The sequence below is a fragment of the Pseudoalteromonas sp. NZS11 genome, assembly GCF_015864765.1.
Lineage (GTDB): Bacteria > Pseudomonadota > Gammaproteobacteria > Enterobacterales > Alteromonadaceae > Pseudoalteromonas > Pseudoalteromonas arctica.
Genome location: NZ_JADYWP010000005.1, coordinates 89,146 through 105,564, shown reverse-complemented (window position 1 = coordinate 105,564; position 16,419 = coordinate 89,146). Strand labels below are relative to the sequence as shown.

Below are 16,419 nucleotides of genomic sequence, written 5' to 3'. Positions count from 1 at the left end.
TTTAAGTTAGTAAGTTGGGGCTAAAAAAGTATTTTCTAGTCTTATCTACGTAACTTATGTAAGGATAATTCTTATTTTAGCTGATTTTGTTAGGGCCTGTTGACCTTTCAGGATTAAAATTTGTTCAATCTAGGGGCTATTTAATCGCGGCGCGAGGTGTGTAACTTAGTGGGCTAAGTAAAAACCGAGCAACAAAGAGTAAATTGCCCCTAGGCAGAACCCTTCGGGCAGCGCATGTTTGGCATTTATGCTGCGTTATCGCCTATTTATGGGGAATAACCACACTACATAGGCTCTGCCTTACCTAAATACCAAACGTACTGCTGCAAATTTAACCTCGAAAGATAAACAGGCCCTAGACTCTTACTGTGTAATTGAACTTTATATGCTTAAGGGCTACTAATGCAACATTATATCGTGCACTTAGGTAGGATAATTAAATTTGATGGCTTATAATAATAGCCTATTTGCCGGTATTAATTGGGTAAAATAGCTATTTAACTATTCAATTCTCACTATCGTAGTGAAATTCCATGTTTAACAGGGGCGAGCATTGCTAATTTTCCGTTATTTGACCGCTGAGGTTTTAAAATCGCAGGTCGCCGTATTTTTAACTTTAATGACAATATTTTTGTCACAAAAGTTAGTTGGTATTTTAGGTGATGCCTCTGAGGGCAGCATTCCTGCTAAATTAGTGCTATCGATGATTGCACTAAAGCTTCCACAACTAGCCTCGCTAATACTTCCGCTGAGTATATTTTTAGGCATTATTTTGGCTTACAGCCGTATTTACGCCGATAGCGAAATGACCGTCCTTAAAGCCTGTGGCGTAAGTGAATGGTATGTTGTGCGCGTAACGCTTATATCAAGCGTTGGGCTTGCCATATTAGCCGCTGCATTGACTATGTATATAGCGCCGTGGGCAAGCGAGCAAGAGTATCAATTGAAAGAACAAGCCAAAGCCGATGCAGGGTTATCTGCACTCAGAGCTGGGCGGTTCCAAGAAACCGGTAACGAAAAAGCCGTGGTGTTTATTCATAATATTGAAAAAGGCGGCAAAGAGCTCAATAAGGTATTTGTTGCACAGTTACCTGATAGCGAAAAAGGCAATCTAGCGCGCTTAGTATATGCACAGCAAGGTGTTGTGGTTGAGGCCGTAAATGGTGAGCAACAGCTAGTACTAACAGACGGTAAACGTTACGAAACAGACGGCACAACGCCTGCACTTAATTTAACAGAATTTGACGGTTACAGCGTACAAATACGAGAACAAGAAATAGAGCATCAACGCCGTAAATTAGAGGCTGTGCCAACTAACCAATTATTGGCTATAAACACTCCTGAATCTATTGCTCAATGGCAATGGCGACTCGCTATTCCGTTATCAATCCCGCTACTTACCTTACTGGCAGTACCACTAAGTGTGGTTAATCCTCGCCAAGGTAAATTTGCAAAACTAGTGCCTGCTATTAGCTTGTACTTAGGCTACTTTATTTTACTAAATGCCGCTAAATTTGCAGTTGAAGATGGCAAAATCCCGCCTTCAATCGGCTTGTGGTGGATTCACCTAAGTGCCTTGTTTATAGGTGGGTTATTAATTATAAAAGGGCGACCACTGGGCGCTTGGCTTAAAGCCGTTGTAACTAAGCGGGAGTTAGGCTCATGATGAAAACGCTTGATTGGTATTTAGGCCGCAGTATTTTACAAACTACTGGCTTTGCATTGTTGGTACTTGTTGGTATTAGCACCTTAATTAAATTTATCGACCAGTTGAAGTCGGTAGGGCGCGGCAGTTACGACTTAATGACTGCAATGCTTTACACGCTTTACACAATACCTGGCGATTTAGTGGTGTTTTTTCCGATGGCCGCGCTAATTGGTGGCTTAACGGGTTTGGGGGCACTTGCCTCAAACAGTGAGCTGGTAGTGATGCAAGCCGCTGGTATGTCGCGCTTACAAATAATTGGTTCAGTGATGAAAACGGCCATATTTATGGCTGTATGCATGATGGCACTTGGCGAATGGGGTGCACCTGAAGCGCAATTACACGCTAAAGAAATGCGAAACCAAGCAATACATGGCGGCGATGTGTTTAATACACAAAAAGGTGTATGGGCTAAAGACGGCAATAATTTTATTAATATTGAAGATGTTGATGAAAACGGCAGGCTCAACGGGGTACACATGTACCACTTTGATAAATCGTTAGAGCTTACCCAAATTACTAAAGCAAGAGATGCACTGAGCCGAAAAGAAGGCTGGCTACTTCGTGACGTAAATAAGGTTATTATTACGAGCGAAAAAACCACAACAGAGCAATTACCAGAAGAGTTTTACCCTTCGCAACTCACAGCTGAAAAGTTAGGGGTTGTTTCGGTAAAACCGGAGTCACTTTCATTTACTGGGCTTTGGTCGTATTTAAGTTACTTAGAGCAAAACGAACAAGACACAAGTACCTACGAGCTTGCTCTATGGCGTAAGTTGATGCAGCCAGTATCTGTTGCGGTAATGCTGCTGGTGGCGCTCTCGTTTATATTTGGCCCGCTGCGTACCGTTACTATGGGCGCACGTATTATTATGGGTGTTGTAACGGGGATTGTGTTTCACTTAACTAATGAAATATTTGGCCCTGTAGTTATGGTTTACCAAATACCAGCCATTATAGGTGCGGTATTGCCCAGTATTATATTTATAGGCTTTGCGACGTATTTGATGAATAAACGGGTATAGAGTGCCTATTCAAAGCATTAAAAAGGGTGACCACTGGTCACCCTTTTTGCTTTTTAATTACCGCTTAACTACCGCTTAACTCACGATTTGAAAAGTTGGTATTAATCAAGCTCACTATAAATACGTCTGTTTTCTTCTTTAGTAAGTGCAATAACTTCTGTTTTAGAGATGTAATCTTGCAGTGCTTTTTTGTTTTTAAAATCTACTAACACCACCAAATTACCTAAACCGAGTAAAGCGCTAACGCTGCGGATAATTGATTGCGGCCAGCTAATTAAATTACCCTCAATAGTTTGTACTTTTAAACGCCATGCACGCATGCCAATGGTTTGCCCGCTTTTAGTCCAAAAGTAGCCAAAAAATACTAAGGTAACAATAATTAAAAGAGCGGTACGAATACCCGAAAGAAGATTTGAATTTTGAATAAAGGCAGATACATCCTCTGCGCCATTTAAACTAATTACATCGAGAGAAATAAGCCCTTGTACTGCAAATAAATACAGCACTACAGTTAACATCGCAAACGCAATAATGGCTAACGTATCGTAAACTAACGACGCAAAACGGCGCCAAAAACCAGCACGTGGAAACTCACCCGACATAAATACACTCTCACTATTAATATGCGAGCTAGTTTAGCAAAAAAGCTTACAAATACTAAGACATGTTAATGCTTAGAGAGGGAATTGATTTTATTGCTTTAAGTTATTACCTACAGGGGAAATGAAAAAGACCCTGCTATTGGTAGCAAGGTCTTTTAATTTATAGCGGATTTAACCTAGCTTTATAGCAAGGTATTTTATGTCGTCACCACTTATTTGCGGTAAAAAATAAATATCGCCGTATTTAAAATACTGCTGCGAGTTAATTATTACGGCCTGCGCTGCTTGAGGCAATGAATCGTAAGTTTGGCCCAAGCTATAATCATTCACATTCCCCACTTTTATTGCCTGATTAAGACGGGTTGGTGGCTCATCAACCACTGTATAACCGTCATTATTTGCGACGTAATACACGTTTTGATATGTGTAGTAGGTGGTATTGTGATGCTTAAAATGCCTGTAATTTCTTGGTAGCGTATTTATACGCAGGCCTCTAGGTGGCGTAACTACATGGTAGCCTCTTTTAGCTTTACGGTAGTAAAGGCCGTCGTTAAACGTAAACGAAATACCATTAAATCTAATCGATGCGCTATTGCGTGGTAAATGGTTTATAAATCGATTTTGTCTGTAAGCGACTGAATTATTATGGTTTGTTAAGTAGTTATATTTGCGCTGGTTGTAGCGGTATTGTTCACGCTTTTCCTGCTTGTACTTAGCAAGTTTACGTTTTTCTTGCTTACGGTCTTCTCGTTTTTCTTTTTTATGCTCAATACGCTGCTTTTTTTCATGGCGGCGCTCATCGCGTTTATATTCAACACGTTTGTCATGGTCACGTTTAAAGCTTTTATCACTCTCTCGCTCGTTTTGTGCTCCAAGCGCAGAGCCTGATACTGCGCCAATGGCGAGCAGTGCAGGTAGTAAAAAAGTAAGTTTCATAGTATTGCCTCGTTTATGTTTTTACATAACTGGGTTCAATACTAGCGGTTCAAACTGAATGTTAACTGACATACAACAGCAAACGGAGCTATGCTTACAGCTTTTTACATTTTACTGACGGTTCTTGACATAATATCTAGTTTTTGACGATTTTTAAGGGTAATTCTGTTCTTTTTAAGGGGGGTTATTACGAGAGATATTTTAATAATATTGCTATTAAATTATGTATTTGGACTTTTTTGTTGTGCTTAGAAAACGTTATTTCCGTGAATTTTTAGATGGAAAAATACCAATAATAGAGTTTAAATGGTGTAAAAAGCTAAGTTTGCGGCGCATTGTTTATTGCCGCAAACATGACTTTATATTTTAAAGTGCGCATTTATCTTTTAATAAATTTAAGGCTAGGGTGATACGTTATGACATTAACTTTAACAAATGCTGTGTTATTAACGTTTCTTTTAACAACTTTAACTGGAACATACTTGATTACCTTAGTCTGGTTAGTTTTTTTCAGTTCTCGTTTTAGCTGAACCTTTTTATATTCTTGCTTTGTATATCTATCATGTGGTGCTGCAAATGCAGAACTAGATAAAGTGCCAATAACTAATAGTGCAGGTAGTATAAATGTAAGTTTCATAATATTGCCTCGTTTGTGGTTAACATGGCTAGTATTGACGTTTGAAACTGAATGCCAACTGCATGCAGGGCAACTGTAGGGAGGCTTTACACCCTTTTACTTATCTTTACTATTCTTGACGCTAATACCAATCCGCAGTAATACTTAATCAATTTGAGAGATTCAATCTAACGCTCACTCTATTAAAAAATGACTGATATATGGCTGCATAAATGCAGAAGGTAGGGCAATGAAAGAGCAATTGTCGAGAACAACTAATAACAAATTCAGCAGTGTTATCAACACCGTTTTCTTACCTCAAAACAGGTAGCTTAATTAAGCTACCTGGTATAAAACCGTATCGGTTCTATACCAATACCAATCCTTATCCCATATATCGTTTAGAGTTTAGGTTGGCTACTTTTGATAAAAAGGATAATCGCTATAACCTACTTCAGTACCGCCATACATAGTGGCTGCATCGGCCTCGTTAAACGTCCAATTATTCGCTATACGCTCTGGTAAATCAGGGTTAGCTATAAATGGGCGACCAAATGCAAATAAGTCACCGTAACCTTCACCTAAAATACGCACCGCTTTTTCTACTGTGTATTTACCAGCATAAATAATGCGACCTGAAAATTCAGCTCGTACTGCTTTATAAAATTCTTGTGGTAAATCAGGAGCATTTTCCCAATCAGCTTCCGCTATTGATAAGTAAGCAATACCTGCTTGCTCAAGCACTTTAACGGCTTGTACATAAGTATGATGAGGGTTTGATTCAACAAGTCCTAGATACACTCGTGTTTCATCTGTGCTTTCAAATAAAGGAGCAAAGCGAACACCTAAACGATCAGAGCCTACAACGTCACTTACCGCTTCAACTATCTCTTTTAAAAAGCGCAGGCGATTACTAAGCGTTCCACCGTATTGATCGTCACGGTTATTAGTATGTTCAGAAATAAACTGATTAACTAAATACCCGTTAGCACAATGAAGCTCTACGCCATCAAAGCCTGCTTCTAGAGCATTACGTGCAGCTTGCGCATACATGTTTACCAGCTCGCCAACCTCAGTAGTACTTAGTGCACGGGGGGCACTTGGGTCAGCCAATGCGCCTTCACCAGGTGCGGTTTCAATAAATACTTTTACGTTGTCAGCAATAATATCTGAAGGGCCAACCGGTTTACCTGAATTTGGTTGTAGCGTGGTGTGCGATACGCGCCCTACATGCCAAAGCTGAGCAAAAATAACACCTCCTTTAGCGTGTACCGCGTGTGTTACTTTTTTCCAGCCTTCAATTTGTGCTTGCGAGTGAATACCTGGGGTCCAAGCGTAACCTTGTCCACGAGGTTCTATTTGTGTGCCTTCGGTAACCATAAAACCAGCCGATGCCCGCTGCGCATAATACTCAGCCATTAATTCATTAGGAATATTGCCAGGCTGAGTGCTACGAGAGCGAGTAAGAGGTGGCATCACAATACGGTTTTTAAGTGTAAAAGGGCCAAGCTCAATTGATGAGAATAAAGGGGCGGTATTAACTAATTCTGATTTCATTTTAAATTCTCTTATAAAGCAAACAAAGGCTTAAATAGTGGTTAAGCAACATTGGCAGCATAGAGATTTAAGGATACAATTTGAAACAACACTTTTTTGTGCAGCATACAATTATGAATGGTATTAGTCGGCTCGATATAAAACAGTTAAGAGTACTCAGTAGCTTATTAGAACTGCAAAATCTTTCGCAAGTAGCCAAAAAAATGGGGTTAACGCAACAAGCTATTAGTGAGCAACTACGAAAACTACGAGACTTATTTGACGATCGCTTGTTTATTCGCCAAGGTAATAACATGGTTGCTACTCCTAAAGCGCAAGGACTCAAGGCGCCTGTTAATCATATTTTAAAGCAATTAGAATCGTTACTAGAGCCCGAGCTGTTTAGTCCGCAAACTTATAAAGGTGTGTTTACCATAAGCGCAACCGACTACGCCACGCAGGCTTTATTGCCGCAATTATTTAATATTACCCGCCGCGAAGCGCCAGGTTTAAAGCTGATTGTGCGCGACTTTGCGTCTGACAACGTTAATCAACTTATAACGGCAGGCGAGCTTGATTTATTGATTAGCTTTCCAGAATTTATACCCGACAATCTTTCTTATATCACTTTGTTTGAAGAACAGCATTTGTGTATTACCGGTATAGGTAATACTACTTACACTGAACCTTTGAGTTTGGCGCAATTTGCAAAGCATTCACAGCTAGTGGTGTCGCCATCGCGCGCTAATTTGCGCGGATCGCACGATCGGTGGTTTGAAAGCCAAGGGCTAAAACGTAATATTGTAATGTCGGTACCGAGTTTTTCAGCAGTGCCCGATATTTTACATACTACTGATATGCTAGCGTTTTACCCATCAAGATTATTACCAAACAGCAAAGTTAAACAGCTAAAAATAGAAGCTCTGCCTCCTACATTTAAAGTAATAGCCGCATGGCATCCGCGTACCAGTAACAGCCCAATTCATAAATGGTTGATAGAACAGCTGCAAAACCTATAACAGTAAACTTTAATGCAAGTATTAATGTAAGTATTAAAGCAAATACTGTTACCATAATTAACGATGGTTATTAAAGATTGTCGTCAGCTAATTACAGTGTCCTTCAATTGTGTTTTAAGTGCGGTAAAGGAATTATAAAGCTAAATGTTTAAGTTATTTTTTGGTGTTTTTTGCTCTCTACTTTGTTTTAGTACCTTTGCTAACGCAGTAAAAGAAGATGTTGAAAAAATACTAAGTGGACATTTAACGAGTGGTCAAAGTCGTGAGCTTATGGATAAGTTAGAGCGCAATTTACCTTATTCTTCAGTGCTCGATACTGCTCGAGTTAAAACTGTAAAGTGTTGGTTTTATGACTCCCAAAATGACAAAAATCATATAGCATTAAATGATTTACTGACAGATGCTAATCAAGCAATCAAAAAAGCTGACTCGCCTAAATTAAAACTCGATTTAGAAACATGCCAAGCATTTCATTTATACCAACAAGGCAAAGTAAGTACAGCCACTTCAATGACTAAAAATGTTATTAGTGCATCCTCAAAAAATCCAGAGCTTTATTATCAACATGCGACAGCTAACTTAATTTTAGGAAGGATTTTTCGTTCGCAAGGCTCGTATCAGCAAGCTTTTTTAGCATTTCAACAAGCTTATAATTCCTTTGAACAAGGCGGCTTTTCTTACGACAAAGCGCTCATACTTAAAGAGATAGGGCTTATTCATGCCGACCTTCACAATTTTTTGCTGGCTGAAGAACAATTACAAAGAGCGATTAATGAGCTGACAAATTACAATGAGCAAGAGTGGTACATAGCCACAGATATCCTAGCCCAGGCTTATGAAGCCCAAGGTAATTACCAAAAAGCGATAATGCTGTACAACAGTATACTCCCAGCCGTTACTAAGTATGAAGACGATGAAGGGAGTGCTTACCTACTCTTTAAAATCGCACAAATAAATATTCAATTAAATGAGCTGCAAGAGGCTAAACAATACTTAAATCAAGCTAGGGATTTAACGCTAAATAGTGAGTGGATTAAATTTATTCAATCAATAACAACAGCTGAGTGGTTAATTAAAAAGGGCCGCCTAGATGAAGCGGAACTTCTTTATTTAGATTTTGAACAAAATAGTTCTCAAGTATGGTCAGTTGACTCTTTAACTCGTTTTTTAGAATTTAAGCGTGAATTAGCAGTGCAAAAAAGTAATTATCAGCAAGAAGCCTTAGCTCAAAGAGAGTTATTAAAAATAGCAGATAAAAAAGTGCAAGAAATTGCAGATAATACATTACTTTCTCAACGTTTAGCATTTGACTGGGATCAGCAAAAACGAGAAATAACAAGACTGAAAGAATCGTCAGAGGTAAAAGAGCAGTTATTAAATTTAGCTAATGAAAAAGCATTTTGGCAAATCGCATCGTTGCTATTTTCTATTGGGTTAATATTGATTTTAGCTTACATAACTTATAAACAAACTCAGCATAAACAGCGATTCAAAACACTTGCATTAAAAGACGAATTAACAGATATCGCTAATCGTAGAGCAATATTTGCATTTAAATACAACGCGATTAAAAAAAGTGAGTTTTTAGGGAGCGCGTGTTCATTAATTGTTATTGATATAGACCACTTTAAACAAGTAAACGATACATACGGACATGATATTGGCGATGAAGTTATTATCTCTACAGTTAAATTTATAGAAAAAAACATTCGTCAAACAGATTGCGCAGGTAGGGTTGGCGGAGAAGAGTTTTTAGTTGTTTTACCTAATACAGCACTTAGTTTTGCGCATGAAGTTGCCCAGCGTATACGCGAAAATATTGAGAATGTTACTCATACCTCACTCCATATAAAATCAACAGTAAGTATTGGTGTAGTAGAAGTTAAAGCGGGCGAAGCCCCAAAAGATGCATCTCGACGAGCTGATGAAAAATTATACGCAGCTAAAAATGCAGGTCGTAATAAAGTAATGGTTTAATAATTAAATAATTACTGAGCTGTTAAACGGCTAGTAATTTTTATTTATTATTGAAAAATATAGCAAGCTAATTCACTTAATGTAATGGTACGAATTAGGCATAATTAAATGGTTTATTTTAAAAAGCACTCAACCGGTTTTTTACTTGCACACTTGCTGCATGTAGCAGCCAGCCAAGCTATCAAGATAATGGCATATTGCACAGCGAGATCTCTATAAGTAAATACAGCGCACAAGCTGATATGCAACACGCGACTCATAACACAAACAGGCCTGCCAATATTGGCTGCGGTTTAGGGCTGGAGTTAAGCAAAAAAATAATAAAATGGCACGATGAGTATATCAAGTAAGCGACATGCTAGGGCATCATGAAGTGCTGGTCGATTTTAGTTAACGAGCTTTTTTAATACTTAGATTTGAAATATAAAAACCGCGCTAAGGCACTTTTAAAAAAGCTTTAGCGCGGTTTTTTTACATTCAAAAATATTTAATTTAACGCTGAGAATATAAAAACTTAGTGATTTACTTAGCAAAGTATCTGTTAGCGAGCCCTGCAATGCCAATGATCATCATGTTTAGTGCAGGCTTGTTTTGTGGGCTTGGCTTTTACGATCACAATGCTTGGAGAGTTGTGCTCAGTTACTAAAACAGGCGTAACTACTTTAACTGCTTTTTTATGTGGTTTATGCGCACTGGGACTATGTTGATATACAGTGCAGCCACTCATGGTAAATGCTATTGCTGCTACGCTAATAATTTTTAAAGATAAGTTCATAGGTATTTATCCTCTTTGGCTTTGTATAAGCTTTAAGATAAATCTTTTTTTGTATAGTGCTGTCAATAAACGTAAGTGGAGTGTAAATGTTGCTAATGTTCACTAAGGCAATAGCGCATTTAAAGCTAATGCCTTTGTATTTGAATATTAGATTTGCACAAAAAAGTAAGGCCTAAAAAACCTATAAATCGCTGCGCCAACCCATACCAGACTCTTCCCTTAAACGCTCGTACACGCCTTCTATGTTAAGTGGTAACCATGCACCAAACTGTTTAAAGTCACTAAATTGGTCTAACTTTACATTTTGTTTAATTTCGTCAAGCGTATTGCCTGCTAAAATGCCTGCTGTTACTTGGCTATATAAAAGCTCTATATAACTTAAGTAACGCGCTACATCAGCCTTGCTGCCAATATCGGCATGTCCACCTACAAAAGTATTAAAGTCGTATTTGAGTACCGCTTGGGTTGAGTTAATCATGCCCTGAATATCGTAACTCCAGAGTTTTTGCCACGGCATTCTGCCAATAACAATCCAATCAACTACAAACAACGTTTTTTGCTTTTCGAATAATATACTAACCGAACCCCGCCCATCGTTTGGACCATGGTAATTTAGCTTTACCGATGAACCACCTAAATTAAGAGTCAGCTCATCATCAAAGGTAAGAGTGGGCATGACCGTGTTCATTTGTGTGTTTTTAATATCTTGCGCGGTAAGTTTATGTGCTACAAACGTGGTGTGCGGGCTTTTAAATACCTCGGCGCCGTAAATATGATCGCTGTGATTATGGCTATAAATTACGTATTTTACCGGTACGTTAAAGCGAGTTTTAATTTGATTGTTTAACCAGGTGGCTGCTTTTTTATTAAGCGGGTCGGTAACAACTGCACCCTCAGGAGTGATTAAAAATACTGAGCGATGTCTGTCATCTATAAAGCGGTGGAGGCCATCGCCTAAGTCTTCAATTTCGTAACTTTGAGCCATAAAACCAATAAGTAATAGGCTGGTAGCGATTAGTGTTTGTAATAAGCGAGACATGCACATTCCTGTTTAACGTTTTTATAGGTTAGTTAAGTAAGAAAGTGCCAATAAGTAAAAAATTTCAATTTTTTATAGGAAAGATTGCGGGTTAAGACTAACTTAACCCGTTAATGGTTTTAACGAACTAGCTGATCGAGTAAATGTATTACTTGCTCACTGGCTGATTCCATTAAGTGTATATGTTTAACTGCTTCTACTTTTTTGCCTTGCTTAATTAGTTGTAGCGCTTGTACGCCGTTTTTATGTACTTCGCTATGCGGTTTATCTATTTGTTTGAATGCATTTAACGATTTGTATTCATTAGAGTCATCAGACTTATACCACTTACCTAAGCGGCACATAGTGTGATTGGTGAAATCGTCTACCGATTTATTGCTTTTGCCATTAGCAACCGCATAAACCTCACCTTTCCATACAATATGATCTAACTTAACGGTTTGAATAAATGAGCGAATAGAAGCCTGCGATATAGTGTTCTTCATGTTTGTGCAAAAACTAATAATGGATGCGTAATCGCTATTTAGTGATTCAAAATTACTTGAAAGCTGTGCATTGTTTTTTTGTATATCGTCGGCTGAATTAACGGTTACATCTGTTTTTTCTATTATTTCTTTAACAAGATCTGCAACCTCTTGAGCTGATTTATTGGTGTTAGTTGCCAGTACTCGTACTTCATCAGCTACCACGCTAAAGCCTCTACCAGCTTCGCCTGCTCGAGCTGCCTCAATGGCTGCATTTAATGCTAATAAATTTGTTTGATCAGATATTTTTGAAATGGTCGATACAAAGGTGTTTATACTACCTGCAAGGCTTGAAAGGCCAGATATATTTTCACTCATGCTACCCATTTTATGGGTCATAAGTTCCATCTCGCTGGCTATATGTATTAATGATTCGTTTGAGTTATTTAAAAGGTCATTTATTTTATAGCTAACTTGGCTTTCTTGCTCAATGGTTGAGTAAGACTCAAGCACAGTTTGGCGGACACCTTCAATTTGGCTTATGCAATCTATAGAACTTGAAAGTAAATTTTTGGTAAATTGTTCATCATTTTCGGTTTGAGTAAAGCTTAATTGTTGTTCTAAGTGTTTGTTTTCTTGTGCTAAGAGTTCGTTATGAGCAGTTAATTCTGCAATTTTTTTTGCAAGTTCTTCGTTATCATTTTTAGCCGATAGATACTTTTTACTTAAAACAAACATTCATAGTTCCTAAAATGTTATGGGTATATTTTTATTATAGTTGCTATTAATACTTTACTTTAAATATTTGTAATTATCTTATTTTTATACAAAAAAAAGCCATTTTTTAAAATGGCTTTACGAGAACTTGTTGGATCAACGCAGTGAAATTTGTTGGTTTATTTCTTCAAAAATACCTGCATCGTCTATGGTTGAAGGAATTTGCAGTTTGTCGCCATCAATTAGTTGGCGTAAATTTTTACGCAGTATTTTACCTGAGCGTGTTTTGGGTAATCGCTCTACGCTAATAATGGTTTTAAGGCACGCAATAGCGCCAATCTGATCACGAACACTTAAAACAAGCGCTTGTTCTACGTCGGTACTTGAGCCTATAAAATCATTTTTAAGCACGATCATTCCCATAGGGAGTTGCCCTTTTAGAGGATCGTTTACACCAAAAACAGCGCATTCGGCAACAGCAGGGTGCGCGGCTACTATCTCTTCCATTTCGCCAGTAGAAAGCCTATGCCCTGCTACATTTATAACGTCGTCGGTTCTGCCCATAATAAATAGGTAGCCGTCTTCATCAATATAACCGCCATCGCCAGATAAATAATAACCTTCGTATTCATTTAGGTAGCTTGCTTTAAAGCGCGGGGTATCTTGCCAAATTGTTGGTAGGCAACCCGGTGGAAGTGGTAGTTTAATTACCACGGCGCCTTGCTCGTTAGCTGCGCATTCATTGCCATCCATATCTAATATTCGCACGTCAAAACCTGGAGTAGGCACGGTAGAGCTGCCAGGTTTTGTTGCTAAGTACTCAAGCCCTACAGGGTTACAAGCAATAGCCCAGCCGGTTTCGGTTTGCCACCAATGATCGAGCACTGGCAGTTTGGTTTTTTCTTTAAGCCACTCGTAAGTGGGAGGATCTAACCGCTCGCCTGCTAAAAACAAACGTTTTAAGCTAGAGGTATCGTATTGATTAAAACCATCGGCATTTGGGTCTTCTTTTTTAATCGCTCTAAATGCAGTGGGGGCACTAAATAATGCATTTACTTTATATTCTTCAACCACGCGCCAAAATGCACTGGCATCGGGCGTTTTAACCGGTTTACCTTCATATAATACGGTCGCGCAGCGATACATTAGCGGCGCGTAAACTATATAAGAGTGCCCAACTACCCAGCCAATGTCAGACGCTGCCCAAAATACGTCGCCGGGCTTCATACCATAAACGGTTTCCATGCTGTATTGCATTGCCACTGCGTGACCACCATTTTCGCGCACTACGCCTTTGGGTTTGCCTGTCGTGCCTGAGGTATATAAAATATAAAGCGGATCACTACCATTTACAGGCACCGGATCTGCGCTTGCAGCCGTTTGCATTGCCTGAGTCCAATCTATGTCTCGTTTAGGCTTAAGAGTGGCCCTGACTTGTGGACGCTGATAAATAACGCAGTGTTCTACTTTGTGCGTAGCTAAGTCTATTGCGTTATCAATAAGTGGTTTGTATTCAATAATGCTGTTTACTTCAACACCGCATGAGGCGCTAAGTATAAGTTTGGGCTTGGCATCATCAATGCGTACTGCTAATTCGTGTGCAGCAAACCCACCAAATACCACCGAATGAATAGCACCAAGGCGAGCGCACGCCAACATACCAATAACCGCCTGTGGGATCATTGGCATATAAATAACAACGCGGTCGCCTTTTGTAACACCTAACGATTGTATTACGCCTGCAAATTTAGCAACTTCTTGTTGTAGTTGTGAGTAGCTATAAGTTTGCTTTGTATTAGTGACTGGGGAGTCGTAAATAAGTGCTGTTTGCTCGCCAAATCCGGCAATAACGTGTTGGTCTAGTGCTAAAAAACTGGTGTTTAATTGCCCGTCACTAAACCAATGATAAAGCCCGTCGTCGTCTTGTGTGTATGCTTTTGAGGGGGTTTTATACCACGGAATATTTTTACTTTGTTCGAGCCAAAATTGGGCTGGGTTTTGCTTAAAGGCATTATATTGCTGTTGATATTCGCCTGACATGTAAGGCTCCTAAAACTAAATTTGTGTGTGAGAGACCTTACAAAATGTAGGCTTTTTTTAGCAAGCAAGCTATTCGACCTTGGTCGGTTAAAAGTTAATCAACACACTGGTTTTAAAAATACAAAATTGACAATACAAAGCGTGTGGTTCAGCATGGCGGGCAGTAAAAATAAGAGAAAATACGATATGAGTAACGTAGTAAGAGTTGGTGTGGCGGTTATCATAAAGCATCAAAACACAATTTTACTAGGTGAGCGCATTGGCGCGCATGGTGCTAATACATGGGCAACACCTGGTGGACATTTAGAGTTTGGTGAAAGTGTTGAGCAATGTGCAATACGAGAAGTGTTTGAAGAAACTGGTTTAAAGGTAAGTAAAATTACTAAGCTTGATTTTACCAATGATATTTTTACAGCAGAGAACAAGCACTATATTACGCTGTATGTAAAAGCTGACTTTGAAGGCGGAGAGCCTGAGCTTAAAGAGCCTAATAAATGTTTAAAGTGGCGCTGGTGCGATATTAATAATCTACCAACGCCACTGTTTACATCACTAAAAAATTACTTATCTGAGGCTGTACTAGCCTAGTTATTTTGTTGGCGGTGTCGCTGGGCTTAACTCTAGTTTACTAAAGCTTACTTGAGCGTAATCGCCATTTTGTTTATCTGTAGACCAATCGCCAGTACCTAAACAACCTGGGTACCAAATACCTTTCGCGCTTTTAGTACTACATTGGTTATAAGCGCCTGCTTTAAAGTAATGCCAATCTGCTGCGTAGCCATGTGGATGATCTTTTTCGTCCACTTTGCCATAAGCATCTACGTTATTACCTAAGTTAATAGAGTAGTTAACGTCTTCTTTGCCTTGTGCGCTAAATGTAAGGTGCATAACATTTTTATACACATTTACCGTGTAGCTAAATTCTTCACCTAGTGCAATACCGGCACCGCCTGGCTCGTTAGGGTTTTCCCATGTATTACCCCAAACAGGGTAAGTAATGTCTGTACGGTCAGGATTCGTTTTAGCTAAGTTACGTTCGTAGTTCCAAAAAACTGAGCCTGTTTTATGTCCTGGCCATTTTTTGTAATATATTTTAAGTGGCTCATTGCCCCAGCCATAACCAAGCTTGGTATCAATAAGTGCTTGATCTTTACCTGCGTGAATTTGCCCTACAACAACCGAGTAAGCTGCTTTTTTATCAGGATCAGTCGCACGTAGCGCAACGTGATCTACTTTTAACGTTGCTTCCATTTTTCCACCAACGGAGCCAAATCGGTCAGATAGCGGGTGAACAGCCAAAGCAAAGTTGTTTTTAGAGTGTTTAGTTTTAATTTTAGTATTTGATCCACGGATCATTTGTCTAAGTTCACTACGGGTATTAGTAGAGTTAGCACTTGTAAGCGCTTTATTAGGGGAGGTAAATACCATGTAGCCTTTACCATCAAGATAGAAAAAATCAGGGTGTGCGTAAGTCTGAATTTCTTCTACATCTATTTCATCAATTTTACCGTCGTTGTTTAAATCTACTGGTACATTTATTTTCCAGTGTGATAAATCAAACTTTGTTGCAGGTACCGGCGCATCGCTTTGCTGATTAGTGCTTTGGGTACTTGAACAAGCGGTAAAAAGTAAAGGGGTGATAACGGCTAAAGCCGTAAGTTTAAATGTGGATGTATTTTTTATCATTATTGTCTCTGTGTGATGAAGTAAAAATTGTGCGGTACAGGCATCGCTTAATCTCAATCTAGCATACCAATTTAACAATTAAAACTTACCAATTAGTAAAATTAAATATTTTTTAAATGATTTTTTGTTATACCAATTTGGTTTAGGTGTTTTTTAACGGCTTTTATGGAAGTGTTTGCGGTATGTATTTTTTATGTGCTTGGCTCTTCATTTAGTGATGTTTAACGTAGATTTTGGCGCTAATGTGTAGTCTATTTTTTGGGGGGGAGGAGATTTTTAATT

At 38.8% G+C, this 16,419-nt stretch carries 14 protein-coding genes; 5 read left to right on the top strand and 9 right to left on the bottom strand.

What is annotated here, in order from left to right:
- Positions 1–553: 553 nt before the first annotated feature.
- Together lptF and lptG are read left to right on the top strand one after the other, a co-directional pair.
- Positions 554–1,666 carry an LPS export ABC transporter permease LptF gene (lptF, locus tag I6E82_RS12480; protein WP_007587281.1) on the top strand — a complete coding sequence of 371 codons (1,113 nt, stop codon included), beginning with the start codon at positions 554–556 and terminating at the stop codon, positions 1,664–1,666.
- Positions 1,663–2,730 (top strand): LPS export ABC transporter permease LptG, encoded by a 1,068-nt coding sequence (gene lptG / locus I6E82_RS12475; RefSeq protein WP_007587278.1) that lies wholly within the window; start codon positions 1,663–1,665, stop codon positions 2,728–2,730. The genes lptF and lptG overlap by 4 nt, the downstream gene beginning before the upstream one ends.
- A gap of 101 nt (positions 2,731–2,831) precedes the next feature.
- Here lptG and I6E82_RS12470 read toward each other — a convergent pair whose 3' ends face one another.
- From I6E82_RS12470 to I6E82_RS12455, 4 genes are all read right to left on the bottom strand, one after another.
- On the bottom strand, positions 2,832–3,332 hold the full coding sequence (locus I6E82_RS12470; RefSeq protein ID WP_024589715.1) for an RDD family protein: 501 nt from the start codon (positions 3,330–3,332) through the stop codon (positions 2,832–2,834).
- Between the two features lie 171 nt (positions 3,333–3,503).
- Complete coding sequence (locus tag I6E82_RS12465) at positions 3,504–4,268, bottom strand: DUF6515 family protein (RefSeq protein ID WP_121955082.1); 765 nt, start codon at positions 4,266–4,268, stop codon at positions 3,504–3,506.
- Between the two features lie 379 nt (positions 4,269–4,647).
- The gene (locus tag I6E82_RS12460; protein ID WP_169045101.1) at positions 4,648–4,905 is read right to left on the bottom strand and encodes a hypothetical protein; all 258 of its coding nucleotides are present in this window, start codon (positions 4,903–4,905) and stop codon (positions 4,648–4,650) included.
- Positions 4,906–5,301: 396 nt separating this feature from the next.
- Positions 5,302–6,441, bottom strand: coding sequence for an alkene reductase (locus tag I6E82_RS12455; protein ID WP_197118031.1), 1,140 nt, complete (start codon positions 6,439–6,441; stop codon positions 5,302–5,304).
- A gap of 80 nt (positions 6,442–6,521) precedes the next feature.
- Here I6E82_RS12455 and I6E82_RS12450 point away from each other — a divergent pair, with 80 nt between their 5' ends.
- Both I6E82_RS12450 and I6E82_RS12445 read left to right on the top strand, forming a co-directional pair.
- Positions 6,522–7,439: a LysR family transcriptional regulator gene (locus tag I6E82_RS12450; RefSeq protein ID WP_197118030.1), complete on the top strand. Its 918-nt coding sequence runs from the start codon at positions 6,522–6,524 to the stop codon at positions 7,437–7,439.
- Positions 7,440–7,583: 144 nt separating this feature from the next.
- On the top strand, positions 7,584–9,416 hold the full coding sequence (locus I6E82_RS12445) for a tetratricopeptide repeat-containing diguanylate cyclase (RefSeq protein WP_197118029.1): 1,833 nt from the start codon (positions 7,584–7,586) through the stop codon (positions 9,414–9,416).
- Positions 9,417–9,957: 541 nt separating this feature from the next.
- Here the strand turns inward: I6E82_RS12445 and I6E82_RS12440 are convergent.
- From I6E82_RS12440 to I6E82_RS12425, 4 genes are all read right to left on the bottom strand, one after another.
- Positions 9,958–10,191: a hypothetical protein gene (locus tag I6E82_RS12440; RefSeq protein ID WP_121955078.1), complete on the bottom strand. Its 234-nt coding sequence runs from the start codon at positions 10,189–10,191 to the stop codon at positions 9,958–9,960.
- A gap of 181 nt (positions 10,192–10,372) precedes the next feature.
- Positions 10,373–11,230 carry an MBL fold metallo-hydrolase gene (locus I6E82_RS12435; protein WP_197118028.1) on the bottom strand — a complete coding sequence of 286 codons (858 nt, stop codon included), beginning with the start codon at positions 11,228–11,230 and terminating at the stop codon, positions 10,373–10,375.
- 119 nt (positions 11,231–11,349) lie between these two features.
- Complete coding sequence (locus I6E82_RS12430) at positions 11,350–12,432, bottom strand: methyl-accepting chemotaxis protein (protein ID WP_197118027.1); 1,083 nt, start codon at positions 12,430–12,432, stop codon at positions 11,350–11,352.
- A 135-nt stretch (positions 12,433–12,567) separates the two neighbouring features.
- On the bottom strand, positions 12,568–14,451 hold the full coding sequence (locus I6E82_RS12425; protein WP_197118026.1) for a propionyl-CoA synthetase: 1,884 nt from the start codon (positions 14,449–14,451) through the stop codon (positions 12,568–12,570).
- 186 nt (positions 14,452–14,637) lie between these two features.
- On the opposite strand from I6E82_RS12425, the gene I6E82_RS12420 reads away from it, so the two are divergent.
- Positions 14,638–15,039: a nucleotide triphosphate diphosphatase NUDT15 gene (locus I6E82_RS12420; protein ID WP_024589726.1), complete on the top strand. Its 402-nt coding sequence runs from the start codon at positions 14,638–14,640 to the stop codon at positions 15,037–15,039.
- Here I6E82_RS12420 and I6E82_RS12415 read toward each other — a convergent pair whose 3' ends face one another.
- On the bottom strand, positions 15,040–16,137 hold the full coding sequence (locus I6E82_RS12415) for a polysaccharide lyase family 7 protein (protein WP_121955074.1): 1,098 nt from the start codon (positions 16,135–16,137) through the stop codon (positions 15,040–15,042).
- Positions 16,138–16,419: the final 282 nt, after the last annotated feature.